Origin of the sequence: Streptomyces sp. NPDC085460 (assembly GCF_044541975.1) — a bacterium.
Taxonomy (GTDB): domain Bacteria; phylum Actinomycetota; class Actinomycetes; order Streptomycetales; family Streptomycetaceae; genus Streptomyces.
Window position 1 is genome coordinate 85,625 of the sequence record NZ_JBITTO010000006.1, and the last position, 17,887, is coordinate 103,511.

Sequence of the window (17,887 nt, forward strand, 5' to 3'; positions counted from 1 at the left end):
CCATGACCGTGGACTCCCAGGGGACGGCGACCGCCGGTTCCCAGGACGCGCCCGGGAGGGCGGCAGGGAAGTCGCAGACTCCGCCACCCCCTTCCGGCGCGAAGGAAGCCCTTCAGCCCTCGCGCGGCAGACGTCCGCTGCCTGGTGGGCTACTGCCGTATCTGCTCGTCGCGCCCGCCCTGCTGTCCATGGCGGTGCTGCTGCTCTACCCGCTCATCCGCAACCTGATCCTCTCCCTCCAGTCGGTCAACCGGCGTGAACTGATCCGCCGGGAGACCCCCTGGATCGGATTCGACAACTACACGGAGCTGCTGAGCGACCCCGACTTCTGGACCGTCGTCCTCCGCTCGGTCGCCTTCACCGCCGCCAACGTCGCCCTGATCATGGCGGTCGGCACCGGGATCGGCCTGCTCCTCAACCGGCTCGGCAAGAAGATGCGGCTGGTGCTCTCGCTGGCCCTGATGTTCGCCTGGGCCATGCCGATCGTCGCCTCCGTCACCGTCTTCCGGTGGCTCTTCGACGAGCAGTTCGGCATCGCCAACTGGCTGATGCGCACGCTCGGCTTCACCGGCTACGACCAGCACAACTGGTTCGAGACCGGCTACTCCACCTTCGTGATCATCACGGTCCTGGTCGTCTGGGGCTCGGTCCCCTTCGTCGCCCTCAACATGTACGCCGGCCTCACCACCGTGGGCACCGAGCTCTACGAGGCGGCCCGCATGGACGGCGCGAGCGGCTGGCGGACCTTCTGGTCCGTGGTCTTCCCGAACCTCAAGCCGTTCTTCATGATCACCACGTTCCTGGAGATCATCTGGGTCTTCAAGGCGTTCACCCAGGTCTACGCCATGAACCAGGGCGGCCCCGACCGCGCCTCCGAGACCCTTCCCGTCTTCGCGTACATCGAAGGCATGAGCCAGCAGCACTACGGCGTCGCGGCGGCCATCTCGATCCTCACCATCGTGATGCTCCTCGTGGCCATGTCCTTCTACTTCCGCCTGATCCTGAAGCAGGAGGACGAGCAGTGAGCACCACCGCACAGACCCCCAAGGCCGCGGCGCCGGCTCCGCAGAAGCTGCGCACCCGCAAGCCGCTGACCGTCGGCGTCGTGGCGAAGAACGCCACCGCGCTGCTCCTCGCCCTGGCCTTCGTCTTCCCCGTCTACTGGATGATCTCCTCATCGCTCAAGCCGCAGAGCGAGATCCTGACCAAGGACCCGGTCTTCCTCTTCGCTCCGACCGGCGAGAACTACGCGACGGCCACCGGGGTCGACCAGTTCTGGACGTACGTCACCAACAGCCTGATCGTCACGGTCGGTGCCGTCCTCCTGGCCCTGTTCGTGGCCCTGGCCGCGAGCTTCGCGATCGCCCGCATGAAGTTCAAGGGCCGCAAGGGCATCGTCCTCATCGTCATGATGGCGCAGATGGCCCCCTGGGAGGTCATGGTCATCGCGATGTACATGATCGCCCGCGACAGCTCGATGCTGAACAGCATCCCGATGCTCACCGCGATCTACTTCGTGATGGTCCTGCCCTTCACCATCTGGACCCTGCGCGGCTTCATCGCCGCCGTCCCGGTCGAGCTGGAGGAGGCCGCCCAGATCGACGGCTGCACCCGCGGCCAGGCGTTCCGCAAGGTCATCTTCCCCCTGCTCGCCCCGGGCCTGATGTCCACCTCGCTCTTCGGCTTCATCACGGCCTGGAACGAGTTCGCGATGGTCCTCGTGCTCAACAAGGACAAGCTCAGCCAGACCCTGCCGCTCTGGCTGACGCAGTTCCAGACCGCGCAGGGCGACGACTGGGGCGCCACCATGGCCGCCTCGACGCTCTTCGCCCTGCCCGTGCTCATCGTGTTCCTCTTCCTCCAGCGCAAGGCCGTCGGCGGCATGACCGCCGGCGCGGTGAAGGGATAACGGCGCCCCATGACCACACTCGTACACCGCCCGGACACGCTGACCCGTGACGCGCTCACGGTGCTCCAGCCCGGCTTCGTCGGCACCACCGCCCCCGACTGGCTGCTCCGCCGGATCGGCGAGGGCCTGTCGTCCGTCGGCCTCTTCGGCCGGAACGTCGTCAGCCCCGAGCAGCTCGCCCGCCTCACCGCCCAGCTCCGCGCCGAGCGGGACGACGTCCTCGTCGCCATCGACGAGGAGGGCGGGGACGTCACCCGCCTGGAGGTCAACGAGGGCTCGTCCTTCCCGGGCAACTACGCCCTGGGCCGGGTCGACGACGTCGAGCTGACCCGGGCCGTCGCCCGCGAGCTCGGGCGCCGGCTCATCGACTGCGGCATCGACCTCAACTGGGCCCCCTCGGCCGACGTGAACTCCAACGCCGAGAACCCCGTCATCGGCGTCCGCTCCTTCGGGCCGGACCCGGACCTGGTCGCCCGGCACACCGTGGCGTACGTCGACGGCCTCCAGGCCGTCGGGGTGGCGGCCTGCACCAAGCACTTCCCCGGACACGGCGACACCAACGTCGACTCGCACGACGCGCTGCCCCGGATCGATGTGGACCTCGCCACACTGCACGCCCGTGAGCTGGTACCTTTCCGCGCGGCCATCGCCGCGGGTACCAAAGCCGTCATGAGCGCGCATATCCTGCTTCCCGCGCTCGACACCGACCGTCCGGCCACCCTGAGCCCGCAGATCCTCACCGGTCTGCTCCGTCAGGAGCTGGGCTTCGACGGCCTGATCGTCACCGACGGCATGGAGATGCAGGCCGTCGCGGCCACGTACGGCATCGAGCGCGGATCCGTCCTCGCGATCGCCGCGGGCGCCGACGCCATCTGCGTCGGCGGCGGGCTGTGCGACGAGGACACCGTCCTGCGGCTGCGCGACGCGCTGGTCGAGGCGGTACGGACCGGTGAACTGCCCGAGGAGCGGCTGGCCGACGCCGCGGCGCGCGTGCGCGCCCTGGCGGCCTGGACCCAGGCGCACCGGGCGAGGGGGGCTGGATCGGTGCCGGGCGCGGCAGTGCAGGAGGGGACCGCGCCCGGTGCCGACATCGGACTCGTGGCGGCCCGGCGGGCGCTGCGGATCACCAAGGGCACCGAGTTCCACACCCCGGTGTCGAGCGCTCCCTTCGTCGCCTCGTTCACCCCGGTCGCCAACTTCGCGGTCGGTGACGAGACCCCGTGGGGCGTCGCCGCCGAGCTCGACCGGCTGCTGCCGGGCACCGCGTCCGGCTCCTTCGGCGCCGAGGCGACGGTGGAGTCCGTGCTCGCGGCGGCGGGGGAGCGGCGGATCGTCGCGGTCGTCCGCGACCTCCACCGGCACCCGTGGATGACCGCCGCCCTGGACGGCCTCGTGGCCGTCCGCCCGGACACCGTGGTCGTCGAGATGGGGCTCAACGAGGCGGAGCCGCGCGGGGCCCTGCACATCGCGACCCACGGCGCCGCCCGGGTCTGCGGCCGGGCCGCGGCCGAGGCCGTGGCCGGCACCGGCGCCTGACGGCCCGGAGGAGTACGCGAGAGGGGCCCGGCACCTGTTCCCAGGTGCCGGGCCCCTCTCGCGTGGGTCCGGGCGGGATCAGATGCCCTGCCAGGCGGGCTTGTTCGCGTAGGTGTGGCGGAAGTAGTCAGCGAGCTTCAGCTTGGAGGCGGCGGCCTCGTCCACGACCACGGTGGCGTGCGGGTGGAGCTGGAGCGCGGAGGCCGGCACGAGCGCGGCGACGGGGCCCTCGACGGTCTGGGCCACGGCCTCGGCCTTGCCCTCACCGGTGGCGAGCAGCACCAGGTGGCGGGCCTCCAGGATGGTGCCGATGCCCTGGGTGATGACGTGGTGCGGGACCTGCTCGATGTCGTCGTCGAAGAAGCGGGCGTTGTCCACCCGGGTCTGCTCGGTCAGCGTCTTGATCCGGGTGCGGGAGGCGAGCGAGGAGCACGGCTCGTTGAAGCCGATGTGCCCGTCGGTGCCGATGCCGAGGATCTGGAGGTCCACGCCGCCGGCGTCGGCCAGCGCCTTGTCGTACGCCTCGCATGCGGCCTGGACGTCCTCGGCGGAGCCGTCGGGGCCCATGAAGTGCTCCTCGGGCAGGCCGAGCGGCTCCACGACCTGGCGCAGCACGGTCGAGCGGTACGACTCCGGGTGTCCGGCCGGCAGGCCGACGTACTCGTCCAGCTGGGCGATGCGCGCCCGGGACGGGTCCACGGAGCCGGCCCGGACCTGGGCGATCAGGGCGTCGTAGATCGGGATCGGGGTCGAACCGGTGGCCACGCCGAGCAGCGCGTCGGGCTTGCGGCGCAGGAGGCCGGCGATGCCGTCCGCGATGAGCTCTCCGCCCGCCTTGGCGTCCTTGACGATGACAACTTCCACGCTGTGCCTGCCGATCTGGTGAGGGGCTGGGGAGGGGCCATGTGGTATAGACCAATCAAAGTCCCAATCTAGCAGAGTGAGACCCGTCTCCTCATGCCGTTCCGCACCCCGGACGGCCCGTGCCCTCCGGGGTTCCGCACCCCGGACGGCCCGTGCCCTCCGGTCCCCTCCATGGTCGGCCGCCCCCGCCCCACCAGCCACTTGGATCGCCCCCGCCCCTGCTCCGCTCAGCTCAGCGAGCCCCCCGTGGCGTCGATCCAGGCACCCGTCACCCAGCGCGCGTCGTCCGAGGCGAGGAAGGCCACGACGTCGGCTATGTCCGCCGTGCTCCCGATCCCGCCCAGCGCCGAGTACCCCGCGGCCCGCGCGCGGGCCTGCTCGTCGCCCTCCAGCCAGGACGTGTTGTCCGTGGCCACGATCCCGGGTGCCACCGAGTTGACCGTGATCCCCCGCCGGCCCAGCAGTTTCGACAGATCGCGCGTGAAGACGTCCAGGGCGGCCTTGGACATCGAGTAGGCGATCAGCTCCGGCATCAGCGCCGTCCTGCTCAGCCCCGTCGACACATTGACGATCCGGCCGCCGTCCCGAAGCCGCTCGGCCCCCTGCCGCGCCAGGAAGAACGGCGCCTTCGTGTTCACGGCGAACACCCGGTCGAACTCTTCCTCGTCGATCTCCTCGAAGGGGCGCGAGGCTCCGATCCCGGCGTTGTTCACCAGGATGTCCAGCCCGTCCGCCCGCGCGTCGAAGGCCGCCCAGAGCGCCGCCGCGTCCCCCGGCACCCCCAGCTCCTGGCCGATCGCGAAGGCGTCGCCGCCCGCCGCCTCGATCGCCGCGACCGTCTCCTTCGCCGCCGCCTCGTTCGCCCCGTAGTGCACCGCGACCCGCGCGCCGTCCCGGCCCAGCCGCTCGGCGATCCCCCGCCCGATGCCCCGGCTCGCGCCCGTGACCAGTGCCGTCTTCCCCGTGAGCACGCCCATGACGACGCCCCCCTCATTTCCTAGTGGTCGTTACAGAAAAGACCGTACCCCATGATCCCTAACGCACGCTATAGAATTCACCCCATGGCGACGAAACAGCGCGGCCGCCCCCGCTCCTTCGACCGGCCCACGGCCCTGGAGCAGGCGACGATGGCCTTCTGGGAGCGGGGCTACGAGACGACCTCCGTCTCCGATCTGACCCGTGTCATGGGCATCAGCGCCCCGAGCCTCTACGCGGCCTTCGGCGACAAGCGGACGCTCTTCGAGGAGGTCGTCGCCCAGTACGCGCTCTCGCACGGAGCCTTCGGCGCCCGCGCCTTCGCGGAGGAGCCGACGGCCCGCGCCGGCGTCGCGCGGATGCTCCGCGAGGCCGCCCTCCACTTCACGGAGCCCGGCCACCCCCGCGGCTGCCTGGTGATCTCGGCGGCGGTCAACTGCTCCACCCCCGAGGTGGAGGAGGCCCTGCGCGCCCGGCGGAACGCCAACCTGGCCGCCATCGAGGACCTGATCCGCCGGGACGTGGACTCCGGCGAGCTGCCCGCCGCCACCGACCCCCGCGTGCTGGCCCGCTACAGCGGAGCCGTCCTCCAGGGCATGTCCCAGCAGGCCCGCGACGGGGCCGCGGCGGAGGAGCTGACGGCGATGGCGGAGCTGGCGATGCTCGCCTGGCCCACGGCCTGACGGCACGGGCCCGCGCACGCCGGGGAAGGGGGGCGGGGGCGGGTCTCGCGTACGGCCGGGAAGGGAGGCGGGGGCCGGGTCCCGCGTACGGCGGGAAGGGGGAGTGGGGGTGGGTGCCGCGTACCCCCGGAAAAGACCGCGGGCCGCGGCGCCTGGCGGGACCCTCAACCCGCCCGGCACCGCAGCCCGGGTGTGCCCGGCCGGGGGTGTGCGGACCCTCGGCCGTGAAGGGAGGTCTCGGCGCAGTCAGGGCAGAGAGCGCCGGGTACCTCGTCCATCCTCCTGTGCGGGGAGGATGGAGGCTGTGTGGAGTTCGATGCGCCCATTGTGGACTAGACCATTCTTGTCTGTCCATCCACCTGAACGCGGTGTTTCCGGGCCCATCCTCCAACACGGAGCCCGGGAGATCCAGGTTCACCAGCTGTTAATTCCGCGGGTACGCTCGCACCGTGCCCTCCATGAACGACCTCGTCCGCCAGCACACCGCCCTGAGCGACTCCGACCTGGAGTGGCTCCACCTGCTGGTGTCGGAGTGGCAGCTGCTCTCCGACCTCTCCTTCGCCGACCTCGTCCTGTGGGTCCCCACCCTCGACGGCACCCGGTACGTCTCCGTCGCCCAGATGCGGCCGAACACCGGCCCCACCTCCTACCAGGACGACATGGTCGGCCACCTCGTCCCGCGCGGCCGCCGCCCGCTCCTGGACGCCGCCCTGGACGAGGGCCGGATCGTCCGCGAGGGCGACCCCGAGTGGCGCGAGGAGGTCCCGGTCAGGGTCGAGTCGATCCCGGTCCGCCGCGAGGGCCGCGTCCTCGGCGTGATCGCCCGCAACACCAACCTGCTGACCGTCCGCACCCCCTCCCGGCTCGAACTCACCTACCTCCAGTCGGCCTCCGACCTGGCCCAGATGATCGCGGCCGGCTCCTTCCCCTACCCCGGCGAGCAGTCCGACATGGACTCGCTGCCCCGGGCCGGTGACGGGCTGGTCCGCCTGGACGCCGAAGGCATGGTGCAGTACGCCTCGCCCAACGCCCTCTCCGCGTACCACCGGCTCGGCCTCGCCGCCGACCTGGTCGGCCAGCACCTCGGCCAGATCACCGCCGAACTGGCCCCCTCTCGGGGCCCGGTGGACGAGGCCCTGGTCAAGCTCGCCTCCGGCTACGCCCCCAGGAACTTCGAGGTGGAGGGCAGCGGCGGGGTCATCCAGCTGAGGGCCATCCCGCTCAAGCCCAAGGGCAGCCGGATCGGCTCGCTGGTCCTGCTCCGGGACGTCACCGAACTGCGCCGCCGCGAGCGCGAGTTGATCACCAAGGACGCCACCATCCGGGAGATCCACCACCGGGTGAAGAACAACCTCCAGACGGTGGCCGCGCTGTTGCGGCTCCAGGCCCGCCGGATGGACTCCGACCGGGGCCGGGAGGCGCTCAACGAGGCCGTCCGGCGCGTCGGTTCGATCGCGATCGTCCACGAGACGCTGTCCCAGAACCTGGACGAGCGGGTCGAGTTCGACGAGATCGCCGACCGGGTCATCGCGATGGTCGCCGAGATCTCCCCGGGCAAGGTGACCTGCCGGCGCAACGGCCGCTTCGGCATCCTGGACGCGGAGGTCGCCACCCCGCTCTCCATGGTCCTCACCGAGATCCTGCAGAACGCGCTGGAGCACGCCTACGCCCCCGGCGAGCACGGCACGGTGGAGGTCAGCGCGGTCCGCGGCGAGGCGCGCCCGGACAGCCGACTCCTCATCACCGTCCGGGACGACGGCCGCGGTCTGCCCGAGGGCTTCGACCCGCAGAAGGCCGGCAACCTCGGCCTCCAGATCGTACGGACCCTGGTGGAAGGGGAGTTGGGCGGCATCTTCGACATGCGGCCCGGCAGCGAGGGCGGCACCAAGGTGGTCCTGGACATCCCGGTGCGCCCGCAGAAGTGACGCCGTACGCGTGGTCCGTACCGGACGCCGTACGGTGGTCCCTACCAGTGGTCACGCGTGTGGTCCGTACCAGCGGTCCCGCACAGCAGCGAGCCCCGGACCGAAGTGAATCGGTCCGGGGCTCGAATGCTGTGGGGTACTGCTGCACTGCTTTACTGCTGCTGCGCGCTGCGGCTCGGGGGGCGGTGATTGCGCACACGATGTGCGCGCCGCCTCTGCCTCAGGCTGTGCAGGTGGCTCAGGCGCTGGCGTTGCGCGCCCGGTTGCGGGCGGCGCGGCGCTTCATCGCGCGGCGCTCGTCCTCGCTGAGGCCACCCCAGACGCCGGAGTCCTGGCCGGACTCGAGCGCCCACTGCAGGCACTGCTCCATGACGGGGCAGCGGCGGCAGACGGCCTTGGCTTCCTCGATCTGCAGCAGCGCAGGACCGGTGTTGCCGATGGGGAAGAACAGCTCGGGGTCTTCCTCACGACAAACGGCGTTGTGACGCCAGTCCATGGCTGCTACCTCTCTTGGTTATTACGTGCAAGTTGCTTGTGAATGTGAACGCTTTCACGAATCCCTCAACAAGTGAAGGGCCGACTGCCGGATGAACCGGTGTGGTCCTGAGTTTGAGGAGGGGTTCTGGCTCTCAGTGGAGGCCGGTCTTGCGGGCCGTCCCGATCGCCAAGAAGAGACTCGCAAACCTCGGCAGCGGATACAACCCCTTCCGGAAAGTTTTTTTTGATTCCTCGGTGTCGGCTAGGTCACAGCCGTACTTCTAAGGGGTGGATGCGCGCCTAAACGTTCGAGTGCAAGGACTTTCGGCCCTTCCACTCACACAATCACACGCAGTGCACGGCGTACGCCTGTGAACGTCACGCTCGTGCGCAGTCCGAGGTGGTCTCCGTCCATCTGGAGGGGGAGGGGCACCTTCGAATGCAAGGTGAAGTCGGTCAGGTCGTGGAGAGTCGTGGCGTGCCTGCCGCGAGGGCCCCGTTCGGGGGTGGAAGTGAGCAGCTGGGTGGCGTACCGGGCCACCGCCGGCGTCGACAGACGGCTCAGTCCGAGCACGTCGAGCGCCGTCTCGAAGGACGCCTCCGGGGACGCGTACACCGGGCGATTGCCCAGGTAGGTCCAGGGGGAGGTGTTGCAGATTATGGAGAGGACCAGGTCCTTCACCGGCTCGGCGCCGGGCCGCTCCAGGGTGATCGTCCCGTGCCGCCGGTTCGGCTCCTCCAGGAACTGGCGGAACACCTGGCGCAGATAGAGCGCGTGGGTGGACCGCTTCCCCCGCTCGCGCTGCTGTTCGACCCGGCCGATCACGCTGGCGTCGAAACCGAGACCGGCGCAGAAGGTGAACCAGCGGGCCGGCACCTCCTCGTCCGGGGTGCCCGGCGTCCCCGACGCGAGCCCGAGGCTCACGGTCCGGGCGCTCCGCTCCCGGAGGGCGTCCAGCAGCGCGCCGGTCGCCTCCACGGCGTCGTTCGGCAGCCCCAGCGCGCGGGCGAAGACGTTGGTCGAACCGCCCGGCACCACCGCCAGGCCGGGCAGCCGGTCCGGATCGGGGCCGCCGTGCAGCAGCCCGTTCACGACCTCGTTCACCGTGCCGTCGCCGCCGAGGGCCACGACCAGGTCGATCTCCCCCGACTCGGCCGCCCTCCGGCCGAGGTCCCGCGCGTGGCCCCGGTACTCGGTGGAGACGGCCTCCAGCTTCATCTCGCTGGCCAGCGCGTGGATCAGCACGTCACGGGTGCGGGCACTGGTGGTGGTGGCTGCCGGATTGACCACGAGAAGTGCGCGCATGACCGCCAGCGTACCTACCCGACGGTACCGATCCCACTCCCGCCCGATCCCCGGACACCTCCGCCGGAGCCCCGGCCCGGGTCCCCGCCCCGGCTCCCCGGGCGCCCCCGTTACGCTGCCCTTCATGAGCAGTGCGGAGCAGAGCAGTACGGAGCAGAGCGGCACCGACCGGGCCCCCCGCCCGAACCGGCTGGCCGCCGCCGCGGGCGTGGCCCTCGTCGAGGCCGTCGGGCTCATGGCCGGCGGTGCCTACGTCCTGGTGCGTACGCTCCTCGACGACGGCGCGGACCTCACCGGCGGCGTGACCGGAGGTGTGACACTGCTCGCACTCGGCCTGATCCCGTTCGCCGCCGCGCTCGGCCTGTGGCGGATGCGCTCCTGGAGCCGCGGCCCGGCCGTGATCACCCAGATCCTCGCCCTGCCGGTCGCCTGGCAGATGCTCCAGACCGACGGCGTGATCCCCTACGGGATCGTCCTCGCCCTCCTCGCCGTGACCGGGCTCGTCCTGCTGGTCAACCCGGCCACGACCGAGGCGCTCGGCATCCGGCGCCCCGGCCAGGAGAGCTGAGCCCCCGGCGCGACGGCCGAGGGGGAGTCACTCCTCCACGAGCAGCTTCTCCCGCAGCTGCGCCAGGGTCCTGGCGAGCAGCCGGGAGACGTGCATCTGCGAGATGCCGACCTCCTGCGCGATCTGCGACTGGGTCATGTTCCCGAAGAACCGGAGCAGCAGGATCCGCTTCTCTCGCGGCGGCAGGTCCTCCAGGAGCGGCTTGAGCGACTCCCGGTACTCGACCCCCTCCAGCGCCTCGTCCTCCGCGCCCAGGGTGTCCGCGACCGCCGGCGACTCGTCGTCCGTGTCCGGCACGTCCAGGGAGAGCGTCGAGTAGGCGTTCGCCGATTCGAGACCCTCCAGGACCTCCTCCTCGGAGATCCCGAGCCGCTCGGCCAGCTCGTGCACGGTCGGTGACCGCCCGTGCTGCTGGGACAGCTCCGCCGTGGCCGTCGTCAGCGACAGCCGCAGCTCCTGGAGCCGGCGCGGCACCCGTACCGCCCAGCCCTTGTCGCGGAAGTGCCGCTTGATCTCGCCGACCACCGTGGGCGTCGCGTACGTGGAGAACTCCACGCCCCGCTCCGGGTCGAACCGGTCGACCGACTTGATCAGGCCGATCGTCGCCACCTGCGTCAGGTCGTCCAGCGGCTCGCCGCGGTTGCGGAAGCGCCGTGCCAGGTGCTCCACCAGCGGCAGGTGCATCCGCACCAGCCGGTTGCGCAGCTCGGCCTTCTCCGGGGAGCCCTCCGGCAGCGACCGGAGCTCCACGAAGAGCGCGCGGGCACCGCTGCGGTCCTGCGGGTGCGGACCGCGGCTCGCGCCGTCGCTCCCGCCGTCGCGCGACCCCTCGCTCGCCCCGCCGCTCGCCCCGTCGCCGTCCCCGGTGGCTTCCGCCTTCTCCGCCGCCACGGGGGCGTCGGCGGCCACGGCGCTGCCGTCGGGGGCCGGGGCTGAGGCCGGGGCCGGTGCCGGTGCCGGGGTCGAGGCCGGGGCTAGTGCCGGGGCCGGTGCCGGGGGAGCCTCGTCCTGCTGCTCGTGCTCGCTCATCTGGTCCGCCTGCTGCTCCGTAGCGACCTCATGCGGCCGTGCTGCCTGCTGACCGGGGATGCCGGCCGTCGCGTCCCCGCTCCTCACGCCGGGCCTGGCCCCGCGCCGCGCTGTTTGTACAGGCTGATCGAGACCGTGTTGTCCTCCGCGACCGAGGACTCCACCTTCCCGGCCAGCGCCGAGAGCACCGTCCAGGCGAAGGTGTCGCGCTCGGGGGCGCGGCCGTCCGTCGTCGGCGCGGACACGGTCACGTCGAGGGAGTCGTCCACCAGCCGGAAGACGCAGCTCAGGACCGAGCCGGGCACCGCCTGCTGGAGCAGGATCGCGCACGCCTCGTCCACCGCGATCCGCAAGTCCTCGATCTCGTCGAGGGTGAAGTCCAAGCGCGCCGCGAGGCCGGCCGTGGCCGTACGCAGCACGGACAGATAGGCACCCGCAGCGGGCAGCCGGACTTCCACGAAGTCCTGGGTCCCGGGCTCGCCTGCGATCTGGGACACCCTCACCTCCAAGGTGGCACAAGCTCATTCGGGGCCCGGGGGAAGGCCCCCGGACCGGGCGGGTCACGCAGGGGCTGCGCGGTCCGCCGTGACGCTATCGCGATCCATCCTGCCGTGTCGCCGCAAGCCCTCGGGCCCCCGATCCCGGCCCGTCACTCATGGTAGGCCCATGGGTGCGGACCGTGGCCAGGGGTGTGCGGGGGCCAAAAAAGCGGCGACCGGCGGAGGGGTGACGTACCCATCGGCTCCCCGCCCGAACCGCCCCGCCGCCAAGAGGCCGGCCGCCTCAGACCAGCGCCTCGTCCACGAAGCACCAGCGCCACGCCTCGCCCGGCTCGAAGGTCCGCATCACCGGATGCCCGGTCGCGTCGAAGTGCCCGGTCGCGTGCCGCCCCTGCGAGGAGTCGCAGCAGCCCACGTGCCCGCAGGTCAGGCAGAGCCGGAGCTGCACCGGGTTGGTCCCGTCGGCCAGGCACTCGGGGCAGGTCCGGTGGAGCGGGGCCGGCTCGGGGCGCGGCATTTCTGCTACGTGCGGGCACTCGATCATGATGGCCAGGGTACGTGGCGGCGGCCCGGACCGGCGGGCCCCTGACCGGGCACCCGGACCAGGCCGTCCCCGGCCGGCCGACCCGGTCGGACGGCCGTCCGGACGCCCTGGTCGGACGACCCGACCGGACGGGCCGGGCGGACCGGATCGGAACGGGCGGACGGGCGGAGCAGGCGGACCGATCGAAGCGGGTGGACCGGTCGGAGCGAGCGGCCCGGGCGGTCCCGCGAGGGGCGTGACCCGGCATGACGAGACGACACGAGACGGAACGGGAAGGCGGGGGCGGCATGGACGCACTGCGGCTGGTGGCACTGGTGGCGGCGAGCACGGCGGTGGCGGGGCTCGCCCGCCGTACCCCCGTCCCTGCGCCGCTCCTCCTCGTCGCGGTCGGCCTGGTCGCCTCGTACGTTCCCGGGGTCCCCGACTACACCCTCGACCCGCACGTCGTGCTGCCGCTGATCCTTCCGCCGCTGCTCTACACCGCCGCCGTCGACTCCTCCTACCTGGACCTGCGGGCCAACATCCGCCCCGTCGCGCTGCTCTCCGTCGGCTACGTCCTCTTCGCCACCGTGGCCGTCGGCTGGCTCGCGTACGTCCTCGTCCCCGACCTGCCGCTGACCGCCGCGCTCGTCCTCGGCGCGGTGATCGCCCCGCCGGACGCGGTGGCCGCCACCGCCATCGCCCGCAAGCTCGGTCTGCCCCACCGGATCACCACGATCCTCCAGGGCGAGTCGCTGGTGAACGACGCCACCGCGATCACCGCGTTCAAGGTGGCCCTCGCCGCCGCCGTCGGCGAGGGCATCAGCTGGGCCGGCGGCCTCGGCGAGTTCGCCCTTGCCGCGATCGGCGGCGTCGGCGTCGGCCTGATCCTCATGGTGCCCATCCACTGGCTGCGGACCCGACTCGGCGAACCCCTGCTCCAGAACACCCTCTCCCTCCTCATCCCCTTCATCGCCTACGCGGCGGCCGAGGAGGTCCACGCCTCCGGGGTGCTGGCCGTCGTCGTGGTCGGCCTCTTCCTCGGGCACAAGGCGTGGAAGGTCGACTTCGCCACCCGTCTCCAGGAGGAGGCGGTGTGGAAGATGGTCGCCTTCGTCCTGGAGTCCGCGGTCTTCGCGCTGATCGGCCTCCAGCTGCCCTACGTCGTCCGGGAGCTCGACCCGTACGGCCTCGGAGAAGCCCTCTGGTACGCCGTCGGGGTCTTCGTCCTCGTCGTCGTGGTCCGCTTCGTGTGGGTGTTCCCGGCGACCTTCCTGCCCCGCCGGTTCTCGGCCCGGGTCCGGGAGCGCGAGCCGGGCGTCGACTGGAGGGCGCCCGTCGTCGTCGGCTGGGCCGGTATGCGCGGGGTGGTCTCCCTCGCCATCGCCTTCTCCATCCCCGTCGTCACCGACGGCGTCGAGTTCCCCGCCCGCAACCTCGTCCTCTTCCTCACCTTCACCACCGTCATCGGCACCCTCGTCGTCCAGGGGCTCACGCTGCCCCCGCTGATCCGGGCCCTGAAGCTCCCCGGCCGCGACCGCCACCAGGAGACCCTCGCCGAGGCGCAGGCCCAGAGCGAGGCGTCCCGCGCCGCCCGGGAACGGCTCGACGCGCTCCTGGCCGACGAGCGCAACGCCCTGCCCGGCCCCCTCGCCGACCGCCTCCGCACGGTCCTGGAACGCCGCCGCAACAGCGTCTGGGAGCGCCTCGGCGCCGTCAACGAGCTCACCGGCGAGACCGCCGACGACACCTACCGCCGTCTCTCGCGCGAGATGATCGAGGCCGAGCGCGAGGTCTTCGTGCGGCTGCGCGACGAGCGCCGCATCGACGACGAGATGATGCGCAGCCTGCTGCGCCGCCTCGACCTGGAGGAGGCCGCGGCCTACCGCGAGGAGACGGACTAGGCGCCGTCGCTGCCGGTGATCACGGCGGCGATCCGGGTTCCCGGCGGGAAGGCGCCCTCCTCGGCGAGGGAGACCAGGCCGAGGAGCATTTTGGCGACATACAGTCGCTCGATGGCGAGTCCATGCCGCGCCTCGAAGTCCTGTGCGAACGCGTCGAGTGCCGGGGTCGTCCGGCCGTAGCCGCCGCAGTGGAACCGCTCGTCCAGCCACCAGTCGCCGCGGGGGCCGCCGAAGGCGGCGTCCTGGAGGGCCCGCACCTCGCCGCCGAGGAAACCGCCCCTCAGGACCGGGACCCCCAGCGTCCTGCCGTCGAACCCGGCCGCGAGCCCCGCCAGGGTGCCGCCCGTGCCGCAGGCCACCGCGGCCACGTCCGCGCGCCCGGAGAGCTCCCGCCCCAGCGACCCGCACCCTTCCACCGCGAGCGCGTTGCTGCCGCCCTCGGGGACCACGTAGGTGCCTTCGGGGGCCCGTTCGAGGAGGGCGGCGAGCACCGGGGGCTCGTGCTTCGCCCGGTACGTGGCGCGGTCCACGAACTCCAGCCGCATCCCGTCCGCCGCGCACCGCGCCAGCGAGGGGTTCAGCGGCCGCCCCGCCAGCTCGTCGCCGCGCACGATCCCGATCGTGGGGAAGCCCAGCAGCCGGCCGGCGGCGGCCGTGGCCCGCAGGTGGTTGGAGTACGCGCCCCCGAAGGTCAGCACCGGCCGCCCCGAGGCCGCGCGCAGGTTGAGCGCGAGCTTGCGCCACTTGTTGCCGGGCAGGTCGGGGTGGATGAGGTCGTCCCGCTTGAGCAGCAGCGACAGCCCGCGCCGGGTGAACCGCTCGTCCTCCACCGGCTCCAGGGGCGAGGGGAGCCGGGGCCGCAGGGCGGAGAGGTCGTACGTGTCCACCGGACCATTCTCGCGGGCGACGGACACGCGCGCGCAGGACGGGGGGCGCGGGCCGGCCGGAACCGGGCCGGCCGGAACCGGGCCGGCCGTACGCGACCGGTCCCCGCCTGCGTACGCGACCGGTCCCCGCCTGCGTAGGTGAGGGGCCTCGCCGCCGTGCGCGACCGAGCCCAGCCGTACGCGACCGGTCTTCGCCGCCGTACGTGAGCGGGCCCCGCTGCCGTACGGACCGGGCCGGCTGGCCGTACGCGCGCGTGCCGGGGTCCCGCCGTATGCGGCCGGTCCCGCCCCCCCCCACGCGCGCGCGTGCCTGGGCCCCGCCCCACCTCGCCGGCTCCCGGCGTACGCGCGCGTGCCCCCGGCGTCAGCGCAGCAGGTCGGCGACGCGCTCCCGCATCGACGCCATCGTGAAGCCGCGCGGGTCCACCTTCCCCGGCTGCCACTCCCGGTGCCCGATCACCGAGCGGTGCGTCCAGCCGTGCGCCCGGCAGAGTGCCGCCGACGCCTTCGCGATCGCCTCCAGCTGGACCTTGGGCCACGGGTCCTCGCCGTCGCCGAGGTTCTCGCACTCGAAGCCGTAGAAGTGCCTGTTGCCGTCGGTGGTGGCCTCGTCGTCCGGGGGCAGGCCCCGCTCGGCGATCACGGCCCGCAGCACCTCGTCGTCGCCGAGCCCGGCGTGGTTGGCCCGCCCGTGGCCGACGAGATGGACCGTGCCGTCCTTGGCGATCACGCCGTGGCAGAGCGGGCCGGGCAGCCCCGCGTACCCGTCCCGGCAGATGCGCACGGTGTGGGCGGTGCCCCGGGTGACGGTGTGGTGGACCATCACCCCGTGCACCGGACCCCAGGGGCCCTTGTGGTTCCTGTTGTGGGTGGACCAGTCGCCGACCTCGACGACCGACAGGCCCTCGCCGCGCAGTGCGCCGAGGATCCTGCTCGCGGACAGCGGAACGGCCATGGCGTGCTCCTTCCAGCCTTCCGGCTTCCAGCGGAACGGACCGCTGTTTCCGGAGTACCGGAGTCCGTTCCTCCGCAGCCATCCGTTCGGGCCGTGTGCGAGCCGATCCGGACACCCCGGCCGGGCCGCGTACGGCACCGCCGGCCCCCTTCGCCGCCGACCGCGCCCGTCCGCCGCCGACCCCCTCCGTCCGCAGGGAAATCGGGCGACATGCCCCGAAGATCACCGAACAGTCCCACCCGATTGTGTAATGGCGCCGCCACGCTCCGTGCTGAAAGGCTTTCCGTCGCAAGCCAGACGTACGAGAGGGAGTTCCATGTCCGTTGGTTCGGTTGGCGACGAGGTCCTGGCGGAGCGGCAGGCCCCGCAGCAGAGTCTCGGCACCGCCGCCGCGCGGAACCTCGCCTCGACCACCAAGTCGGCCCCGCAGATGCAGGAGATCACCTCCCGCTGGCTGCTGCGGACGCTGCCCTGGGTCGAGACGAAGGGCGGTGCCTACCGGGTCAACCGGCGGCTCAGCCACTCGGTGGGCGACGGCCGTGTCACCTTCGTCCAGACCGGCGAGCGGGTCGCCGTGATCCCCGCCGAGCTCGGCGAGCTGCCGGCCCTGCGCGGGTACGAGGACGAGGCGGCCCTCGGCGAGCTCGCGGCCCGGTGCGTCCAGCGCGAGTTCGCCGCCGGCGAGGTCATCGCGGTCGCCGGAGCCCCCGCCGACCGCGTCCTCCTCCTCGCGCACGGCCGTGTCGAGCGGCTCGGCGAAGGTCCGTACGGCGACGAGACGGTGCTCGGCGTCCTCGGCGACGGCTCCTACCTCGGCGAGGACGCCCTCCTCTCCGAGGACGCCGCCTGGGAGTGGACCGCACGGGCCGCGACCGCCTGCACGGTCCTGGAGCTCACCCGCGCCGACGTGACCGCGCTGGCCGCCCGCGCCGGCTCGCTCGCCTCCCACCTCGCCGAGGCCGCCGGCCGCCCGGAGCGCCCCACCAACGGCTACGGCGAGGCCGCCATCGACCTCTCCGCGGGCCACGTCGGCGAGGCCGTCGTCCCGCACACCTTCGTGGACTACGAGCCCGCCCCGCGCGAGTACGAGCTCAGCCTCGCCCAGACCGTGCTCAAGGTCCACACGCGCGTATCCGACCTCTACAACCACCCGATGAACCAGACCGAGCACCAGCTGCGGCTCACCGTCGAGGCGCTGCGCGAGCGCCAGGAGCACGAGCTCGTCAACAACAAGGAGTTCGGCCTCCTCGCCAACTGCGACTACGGGCAGCGGATCCAGCCGCACGACGGCGTCCCCGGCCCCGACGACCTCGACGAGCTGCTCTCGCGCCGCCGCGACTCCAAGCTCTTCCTCGCCCACCCGAAGGCCGTCGCCGCCATCGGCCGCGAGCTCAACCGGCGGGGCCTGGTGCCGGAGACGATCGACGTGGCCGGCACCCGGGTCCCGACCTGGCGCGGGGTCCCGATCTTCCCCTGCGACAAGATCCCGGTGAGCCCCGCGGGCACCAGCTCGATCATCTGCATGCGGACCGGCGAGTCCGACCAGGGCGTCATCGGCCTCCACCAGACCGGCCTCCCGGACGAGGTGGAACCCGGCCTCTCCGTCCGCTTCATGGGCATCGACGAGCAGGCGATCAGCTCCTACCTGGTCACCGCCTACTACTCCGCCGCGGTCCTCGTGCCCGACGCGCTCGGCGTCCTGGAGAACGTCGAGATCGGCCGCAGGCGCTGACGGCTCCGGCCGGGTCCGGGGCCCACGCCCGGACCCGGCCGGCCACCGCCCCCTCTGCCCCACCCGTATCCGCCCGCCCCCAGTCCCCCCTCAGCCCCCCTCAGACCCGCCCCA

17 protein-coding genes are annotated in these 17,887 nt (G+C 72.3%); 8 read left to right on the forward strand and 9 right to left on the reverse strand.

Annotation, left to right across the window (positions count from 1 at the left end; genetic code table 11):
• The first annotated feature begins 2 nt into the window (after positions 1-2).
• The 3 genes from ACIGHB_RS16790 to ACIGHB_RS16800 are packed head-to-tail and all read left to right on the forward strand — an operon-like array spanning position 3 to position 3,445.
• On the forward strand, positions 3-1,025 hold the full coding sequence (locus tag ACIGHB_RS16790) for a sugar ABC transporter permease (RefSeq protein ID WP_360318518.1): 1,023 nt from the start codon (positions 3-5) through the stop codon (positions 1,023-1,025).
• Positions 1,026-1,072: 47 nt separating this feature from the next.
• Positions 1,073-1,909 (forward strand): carbohydrate ABC transporter permease, encoded by an 837-nt coding sequence (locus ACIGHB_RS16795; protein ID WP_360318568.1) that lies wholly within the window; start codon positions 1,073-1,075, stop codon positions 1,907-1,909.
• 9 nt (positions 1,910-1,918) lie between these two features.
• Positions 1,919-3,445: a glycoside hydrolase family 3 N-terminal domain-containing protein gene (locus ACIGHB_RS16800; RefSeq protein WP_360318516.1), complete on the forward strand. Its 1,527-nt coding sequence runs from the start codon at positions 1,919-1,921 to the stop codon at positions 3,443-3,445.
• Between the two features lie 78 nt (positions 3,446-3,523).
• Here the strand turns inward: ACIGHB_RS16800 and nagB are convergent, their stop codons facing one another.
• Together nagB and ACIGHB_RS16810 are read right to left on the reverse strand one after the other, a co-directional pair.
• Positions 3,524-4,309: a glucosamine-6-phosphate deaminase gene (nagB, locus tag ACIGHB_RS16805; protein ID WP_360318514.1), complete on the reverse strand. Its 786-nt coding sequence runs from the start codon at positions 4,307-4,309 to the stop codon at positions 3,524-3,526.
• A gap of 227 nt (positions 4,310-4,536) precedes the next feature.
• Positions 4,537-5,286, reverse strand: coding sequence for an SDR family oxidoreductase (locus tag ACIGHB_RS16810; RefSeq protein ID WP_399913762.1), 750 nt, complete (start codon positions 5,284-5,286; stop codon positions 4,537-4,539).
• A gap of 84 nt (positions 5,287-5,370) precedes the next feature.
• Here ACIGHB_RS16810 and ACIGHB_RS16815 point away from each other — a divergent pair, with 84 nt between their 5' ends.
• Both ACIGHB_RS16815 and ACIGHB_RS16820 read left to right on the forward strand, forming a co-directional pair.
• Entirely contained in the window at positions 5,371-5,967 is a 597-nt protein-coding gene (locus ACIGHB_RS16815) for a TetR/AcrR family transcriptional regulator (protein WP_360318508.1), read from the forward strand.
• Between the two features lie 458 nt (positions 5,968-6,425).
• On the forward strand, positions 6,426-7,892 hold the full coding sequence (locus tag ACIGHB_RS16820) for a sensor histidine kinase (RefSeq protein WP_399914333.1): 1,467 nt from the start codon (positions 6,426-6,428) through the stop codon (positions 7,890-7,892).
• Between the two features lie 238 nt (positions 7,893-8,130).
• Here ACIGHB_RS16820 and ACIGHB_RS16825 read toward each other — a convergent pair whose 3' ends face one another.
• Both ACIGHB_RS16825 and ACIGHB_RS16830 read right to left on the reverse strand, forming a co-directional pair.
• Positions 8,131-8,388, reverse strand: a complete 258-nt coding sequence (locus ACIGHB_RS16825) for a WhiB family transcriptional regulator (protein ID WP_003953983.1) — start codon at positions 8,386-8,388, stop codon at positions 8,131-8,133.
• Positions 8,389-8,706: 318 nt separating this feature from the next.
• Positions 8,707-9,675, reverse strand: coding sequence for a diacylglycerol kinase family protein (locus tag ACIGHB_RS16830; RefSeq protein WP_360318505.1), 969 nt, complete (start codon positions 9,673-9,675; stop codon positions 8,707-8,709).
• A gap of 124 nt (positions 9,676-9,799) precedes the next feature.
• Here ACIGHB_RS16830 and ACIGHB_RS16835 point away from each other — a divergent pair, with 124 nt between their 5' ends.
• Positions 9,800-10,243 carry a hypothetical protein gene (locus tag ACIGHB_RS16835; RefSeq protein WP_360318502.1) on the forward strand — a complete coding sequence of 148 codons (444 nt, stop codon included), beginning with the start codon at positions 9,800-9,802 and terminating at the stop codon, positions 10,241-10,243.
• Between the two features lie 27 nt (positions 10,244-10,270).
• Here ACIGHB_RS16835 and ACIGHB_RS16840 read toward each other — a convergent pair whose 3' ends face one another.
• The 3 genes from ACIGHB_RS16840 to ACIGHB_RS16850 form a co-directional block, all read right to left on the reverse strand.
• The gene (locus ACIGHB_RS16840; protein WP_399913767.1) at positions 10,271-11,272 is read right to left on the reverse strand and encodes an RNA polymerase sigma factor SigF; all 1,002 of its coding nucleotides are present in this window, start codon (positions 11,270-11,272) and stop codon (positions 10,271-10,273) included.
• 83 nt (positions 11,273-11,355) lie between these two features.
• Positions 11,356-11,769 carry an anti-sigma regulatory factor gene (locus tag ACIGHB_RS16845; protein WP_030492700.1) on the reverse strand — a complete coding sequence of 138 codons (414 nt, stop codon included), beginning with the start codon at positions 11,767-11,769 and terminating at the stop codon, positions 11,356-11,358.
• 286 nt (positions 11,770-12,055) lie between these two features.
• Entirely contained in the window at positions 12,056-12,316 is a 261-nt protein-coding gene (locus ACIGHB_RS16850) for a UBP-type zinc finger domain-containing protein (RefSeq protein ID WP_360318499.1), read from the reverse strand.
• Between the two features lie 287 nt (positions 12,317-12,603).
• On the opposite strand from ACIGHB_RS16850, the gene ACIGHB_RS16855 reads away from it, so the two are divergent.
• A complete protein-coding gene (locus ACIGHB_RS16855; protein ID WP_360318496.1) occupies positions 12,604-14,199 on the forward strand; it encodes a Na+/H+ antiporter in 1,596 nt (531 codons plus the stop codon).
• Here the strand turns inward: ACIGHB_RS16855 and ACIGHB_RS16860 are convergent.
• Positions 14,196-15,086: a pyridoxal-phosphate dependent enzyme gene (locus tag ACIGHB_RS16860; RefSeq protein WP_360318493.1), complete on the reverse strand. Its 891-nt coding sequence runs from the start codon at positions 15,084-15,086 to the stop codon at positions 14,196-14,198. The genes ACIGHB_RS16855 and ACIGHB_RS16860 overlap by 4 nt on opposite strands.
• Positions 15,087-15,450: 364 nt before the next feature.
• On the reverse strand, positions 15,451-16,041 hold the full coding sequence (locus ACIGHB_RS16865; RefSeq protein ID WP_399913771.1) for an N-acetylmuramoyl-L-alanine amidase: 591 nt from the start codon (positions 16,039-16,041) through the stop codon (positions 15,451-15,453).
• A gap of 316 nt (positions 16,042-16,357) precedes the next feature.
• Here ACIGHB_RS16865 and ACIGHB_RS16870 point away from each other — a divergent pair, with 316 nt between their 5' ends.
• Positions 16,358-17,773: a family 2B encapsulin nanocompartment shell protein gene (locus tag ACIGHB_RS16870; RefSeq protein WP_399913774.1), complete on the forward strand. Its 1,416-nt coding sequence runs from the start codon at positions 16,358-16,360 to the stop codon at positions 17,771-17,773.
• Positions 17,774-17,887 lie beyond the last annotated feature (114 nt).

Excerpts from the sequence above, each read along its gene's own strand:
- ACIGHB_RS16790 (WP_360318518.1), top strand. The coding sequence starts at position 3 with ATGACCGTGGACTCCCAGGGGACGGCGACCGCCGGTTCCCAGGACGCG.
- ACIGHB_RS16800 (WP_360318516.1), top strand. The coding sequence starts at position 1,919 with ATGACCACACTCGTACACCGCCCGGACACGCTGACCCGTGACGCGCTC.
- ACIGHB_RS16810 (WP_399913762.1), bottom strand. The coding sequence starts at position 5,286 with ATGGGCGTGCTCACGGGGAAGACGGCACTGGTCACGGGCGCGAGCCGG.
- ACIGHB_RS16815 (WP_360318508.1), top strand. The coding sequence starts at position 5,371 with ATGGCGACGAAACAGCGCGGCCGCCCCCGCTCCTTCGACCGGCCCACG.
- ACIGHB_RS16820 (WP_399914333.1), top strand. The coding sequence starts at position 6,426 with ATGAACGACCTCGTCCGCCAGCACACCGCCCTGAGCGACTCCGACCTG.
- ACIGHB_RS16825 (WP_003953983.1), bottom strand. The coding sequence starts at position 8,388 with ATGGACTGGCGTCACAACGCCGTTTGTCGTGAGGAAGACCCCGAGCTG.
- ACIGHB_RS16830 (WP_360318505.1), bottom strand. The coding sequence starts at position 9,675 with ATGCGCGCACTTCTCGTGGTCAATCCGGCAGCCACCACCACCAGTGCC.
- ACIGHB_RS16835 (WP_360318502.1), top strand. The coding sequence starts at position 9,800 with ATGAGCAGTGCGGAGCAGAGCAGTACGGAGCAGAGCGGCACCGACCGG.
- ACIGHB_RS16840 (WP_399913767.1), bottom strand. The coding sequence starts at position 11,272 with ATGAGCGAGCACGAGCAGCAGGACGAGGCTCCCCCGGCACCGGCCCCG.
- ACIGHB_RS16850 (WP_360318499.1), bottom strand. The coding sequence starts at position 12,316 with ATGATCGAGTGCCCGCACGTAGCAGAAATGCCGCGCCCCGAGCCGGCC.
- ACIGHB_RS16855 (WP_360318496.1), top strand. The coding sequence starts at position 12,604 with ATGGACGCACTGCGGCTGGTGGCACTGGTGGCGGCGAGCACGGCGGTG.
- ACIGHB_RS16865 (WP_399913771.1), bottom strand. The coding sequence starts at position 16,041 with ATGGCCGTTCCGCTGTCCGCGAGCAGGATCCTCGGCGCACTGCGCGGC.
- ACIGHB_RS16870 (WP_399913774.1), top strand. The coding sequence starts at position 16,358 with ATGTCCGTTGGTTCGGTTGGCGACGAGGTCCTGGCGGAGCGGCAGGCC.